Origin of the sequence: Gemmobacter nectariphilus DSM 15620, from assembly GCF_000429765.1 — a bacterium.
Classification (GTDB): domain Bacteria; phylum Pseudomonadota; class Alphaproteobacteria; order Rhodobacterales; family Rhodobacteraceae; genus Wagnerdoeblera; species Wagnerdoeblera nectariphila.
In genome coordinates, this window is record NZ_AUCM01000046.1 from 1 (window position 1) to 4208 (window position 4208).

General features: G+C 66.6%; 6 protein-coding genes. All 6 read left to right on the forward strand.

The window, feature by feature from the left end; all coding sequences use genetic code 11:
- On the forward strand, positions 1-293 hold a 293-nt coding region (locus tag G481_RS0118460; RefSeq protein WP_028030532.1), incomplete at its 5' end, for an integrase core domain-containing protein.
- Positions 294-296: 3 nt separating this feature from the next.
- On the forward strand, positions 297-545 hold the full coding sequence (locus G481_RS0118465) for a DUF7697 family protein (protein ID WP_028031302.1): 249 nt from the start codon (positions 297-299) through the stop codon (positions 543-545).
- A complete protein-coding gene (locus G481_RS0118470) occupies positions 529-2625 on the forward strand; it encodes a phage tail tape measure C-terminal domain-containing protein (RefSeq protein ID WP_084451118.1) in 2097 nt (698 codons plus the stop codon). The genes G481_RS0118465 and G481_RS0118470 overlap by 17 nt, the downstream gene beginning before the upstream one ends.
- Positions 2626-3252 (forward strand): DUF2460 domain-containing protein, encoded by a 627-nt coding sequence (locus G481_RS0118475; protein ID WP_028031304.1) that lies wholly within the window; start codon positions 2626-2628, stop codon positions 3250-3252.
- Positions 3249-3548, forward strand: a complete 300-nt coding sequence (locus G481_RS0118480) for a hypothetical protein (RefSeq protein ID WP_084451119.1) — start codon at positions 3249-3251, stop codon at positions 3546-3548. Before G481_RS0118475 ends, G481_RS0118480 begins: the two co-directional genes overlap by 4 nt.
- Positions 3545-4208, forward strand: a 664-nt coding sequence (locus G481_RS24590) for a DUF2163 domain-containing protein (RefSeq protein WP_245595011.1), incomplete at its 3' end; no start/stop codon positions are given. The genes G481_RS0118480 and G481_RS24590, both read left to right, overlap by 4 nt.

A 4208-nucleotide genomic window follows, 5' to 3' on the forward strand; every position in this document is an offset into this window, starting at 1 on the left:
TGTCGATCAAATACACTGAACGGCTGGCCGAAGCCGAAATCGACCTTTCAGCAGGCACCGTCGGTGACGCCTACGACAATGCGCTGGCCGAATGCGTGATTGGCCTGTTCAAGACCGAAGTCATCAACCAGATCGGCCCTTGGAAATCGATGCGCGAAGTCGAATGGGAAACCCTGAAGTGGGTCGATTGGTATAACAACCGTCGCCTGCTCGGACCCATCGGATACATCCCGCCCGCAGAAGCAGAGGAGGCGTTCTATGCAAACCTGAACACACTCGATATGGTCGCCTAGTCATTGAACAAACCACCCTCCGGTAAACCCGGGGCGGTTCAGGTCTGGGAACTGGCCCAGTCCTTGCGCGGCCAGTTCCGCGCGATCCCCGGCGGGGTGGTGGGCTGGGACATGACGGCCGCCTTGGCCATGGCCGAGGCGCTGGGCCTCAACCGGCTGATCGCGGCCGAGCTTCTGCCCGTGATCGAACCCTTCGCCGTGCGCGGCATCAACGCCCAAGTGAGAGCCACTCAACATGACGACGCGATCTGAACGCCGGGTCTCGGTGCGCCTTGTCGCGACCGGGGGGCAGGCGCTGAAGGCCGAACTGGTCGGCATCGGCCAGGAGGGCGCCCGGGCCCTGACCCTGATCGAGGCGGCCGGGCCCCGGGCAGCGGCCGGGTTGAACGCGGCCGGGGTTTCGGCCGGGGAAGCCGTGCGCCAGATGCAGGACCTCGCCGATCGCGCTGCCCGGGCGGCCAGCGCCTTGCGCCAGGCGGGGGCGGTATCCGGCACCGTCATGAACACGGTGAACCGATCCACCGGCGTTTCGGGTGGCATGGCGCGTGACGCGGCGGATGTTGCCGCCTACGGCCGGGCGCTCGATGACCGCCGCGCCAAGCATAACCCACTCTTCGCCGTGGTGCGGGAGTATCGATCGACCCTGACTGAGATCCGGCAGGCCCACCGCGTGGGGGCGATTTCCGCCGAGGAGATGACAGCCGCGATTTCGCGGGAACGGCAGGCAACGCTGGCCAGCATCGCGGCGATCAAGGGCCGAACCACCGCGCTTGGCGGGATGAGCACGGCCACCCGTAATGCCAGCCACCGCATGGCGAACCTGTCCTTCCAGCTTCAGGATATCGGGGTGTCGCTGGCGGGCGGCATGAATCCCTTCATGGTCATGGCCCAGCAAGGCAGCCAGATTTCTCAGATTTATGGCTTCGGCAATGGCGGCGTCGGTGCCCTCTTCCGCGATCTGGGCGGCATGGCGCGCACCCTTGGCCAAGGGGTGCTGCAAATCGCCGGGCGCTTCCCACTGGTGACGGCCGCCGTGGCGCTGGGCTCAGCCGCGATTGCGGGGATGCGGAACGAGATCAACGAGACCACCGGCGCGCAAGTGAGCTTTACGGATGTGGCCCGGGCCGCCTGGCAAGTCTTTGCGGAGAATGTCTACCAGATCGGCAAACCGGTCTTCGATACGATCCGGGGCTGGTGGGACAATGCCGTCGCCTGGGCGGATTGGGCCTGGGAGCGGATCGTCGACGGCGTGATCTGGATGGGCGACCTCGTCATCAACGCCTTCAAGGTCGCAGCAGCAGGCGCCACTTACGCTTTCCAGGGCGTGCCCGATGCCGTCGGGGCCCTGGCAGTGGGCGCAGCGAACGCGGTGATCGATGCCGTCAACTGGATGATCGAGAAGGCTCTGGCGGGGATCAACGCCCTGGCCGAGGCGGCGAACGCCGCCCTTGAAGCCGTGGGCCTCGATCCCGCCCTATCCACGCTAGACCCGGCCACCTTCCGCATCGACAGCGTCGCCAACCCCTATTCCGCCCGGGATGCCGAACGCCGGGCGGCTCTGGCGGCGCAAATCCGTGGGATCGTCTCGGGCTCGCCGTTGTCGGAATACTTCAACGACGTGCGTGATCGCGCGCTGCAAATCTCCGTCACGCCCGACGATCCGGCTGAAGGTGGCGCAGGCGGTGGGGGCGGCCCGTTGCAAACGGCCGAAGAAGTTGCCGCCGCGGCGGATGTTGCAGCGACTGGCTGGGCGGCGGTCAGCGAGGCGCTCTCCACCTATGCCAGTGAGGCCGCGAACTGGGGCGGTAGCGTGGGCGAGGTGATCACGTCGGCCTTCCGCGCTGGGGAAGAGGCCGTGGCCGAGTTCGTCCGGACGGGGAAGCTCGACTTCTCCAGCCTCGCGACCTCGATCATCGCCGATCTGGCCAAGATCGCCTTTCGCCGCTTCGTCTTCGGCCCTCTCGCTTCGGCGCTGGGCGGGGTTCTGGGCGGGATTGGCGGGGGCATCGGCGGCGGATCGATTTCCGCGGGGGTCTACCATTCCGGCGGCCCAGTGCCCGGCCCCGCCAGCATGATGATCCCCGCAGCCGCCCTCGCCGCCGCCCCGCGCTTCCACAATGGCGGCGGCATGGGCCTTGGCTCTGACGAATATGCTGCCGTCCTGCTGCGCGGCGAACGCGTCCTGAACCGGGCCGAGACCCGCGCCTGGGAGGGCGGGGCAGGCACCACCGTCAACATCTACGCCCGCGATGCCGAGAGCTTCCGCGCTTCCCGCGCGCAAGTCGCCTCCGACATCGCCCGGGCCGTGGCCTATGGCCGAAGGAGCAGCTGAATGGCGTTTCACGAGATACGGTTTCCGGACGGGATCAGCCGGGGCGCGAAGGGCGGGCCAGAGCGGCGCACCCGGATTGTCGAACTGGCCTCGGGCGACGAGGAGAGGAATGCCTCCTGGGCGAACTCGCGCCGCCGCTATGACGTCTCCTATGGCGTGCGCCGGGCCGACGATCTGGCCGCGGTCGTTGCCTTCTTCGAGGCCCGCAACGGCCGCCTGCACGCGTTTCGGTTCAAGGACTGGTCGGACTACAAATCCTGCCTGCCCTCGGCGGCGCCTGCCGCCACCGACCAGATCATCGGCACCGGCAACGGAGCGACCACCACCTTTGCCCTGACCAAGACCTATACCTCCGGCGCGCAATCCTGGGCGCGGGCGATTCAGAAGCCCGTGGCGGGAACGGTGTCGGTTTCCCTGAACGGGGTAGCACAAGGGTCCGGCTGGTCGGTCAACACCACCACCGGCATCGTCACCTTCACTGTTCCACCCGCCACCGGCGCCGTGATCCGGGCCGGGTTCGAATTCGACGTGCCGGTGCGTTTCGACACCGACGAATTGCCGGTCACGCTCGACATCGAACGCACCGGCTCCATCCCCTCCATTTCCCTGATCGAGGTGCGCCGATGACCCCACCCAAAGACCGCAACACCATGGGCTTTGTCGCCTATGTATCTTTGGCCTTGGCCCTTTCGGCCCAGGGCGGCGCCGCGATCTGGTGGGCCGGGATCATCAACACACGCGTTGCCATGATCGAACGGCAGGTCACCGAGCTTTCCGTCATCCGCCCCGAGCAAATCCGCGACATGGCCGAGGCTCTCCGCGCGATCGCTGTGATCGAAGAGCGGATGATCCGCCTCGACGAGAACATCGCCCGGATCGGCGCCGCCGTCGGCCGCCTTGAACAACAGGACCAGACCCCATGAAGACCTTGCCCGCAGGTTTCCAAGCGCATCTGGACGAAGGCACCACCACCCTCTCTTGGTGCTGGCGGCTGCAACGCCGGGATGGCGCGGTGTTCGGCTTCACCGATCATGATCGGGTGCTGGCCTTTGCGGGCACTAGTTTCGAACCCGAGACGGGTTTCGCGGCCAGCGAGATCAGAAGCCTTGGCGATCTTTCGGTCGACGCCCAGGATGTCCAAGGCGCACTGCGCTCCGACCGGATCACCGAGACCGATATCGCCGATGGGCTGTGGGACAATGCCGCAGTCGAGGTCTGGCTGGTGAACTGGCAAGCCGTCAGCCAGCGCGTGCTGATGCGCCGCGGCAGCATCGGCGAGATCAGGCGGGGCCGTCATGCCTTCACGGCGGAAGTGCGGGCGCTGGCGCATCTTCTGAACCAGCCCGTGGGTCGGACGTTCCAGTATTTCTGCGACGCGACGCTGGGCGACGCGCGCTGCGGGGTGAACCTGACCAGCGCCCTGTATCGCGGCACCAGCGCGGTGACAGCCACGATCGGCGACCGGCGGTTTACCGTAGCGACTGGCCTCGGAGAGTGTCCGGTCTTCTGTGTATGGCTGATTGGGTCCATGCTTCCTGAGAGGAGCAAGGACGATGACGATTTCGAACGAAGTGCTGGACGAG

Coding starts and splice junctions, on each gene's coding strand:
- G481_RS0118480 (WP_084451119.1), top strand. CDS start 3,249: ATGACCCCACCCAAAGACCGCAACACCATGGGCTTTGTCGCCTATGTA.
- G481_RS0118475 (WP_028031304.1), top strand. CDS start 2,626: ATGGCGTTTCACGAGATACGGTTTCCGGACGGGATCAGCCGGGGCGCG.
- G481_RS0118470 (WP_084451118.1), top strand. CDS start 529: ATGACGACGCGATCTGAACGCCGGGTCTCGGTGCGCCTTGTCGCGACC.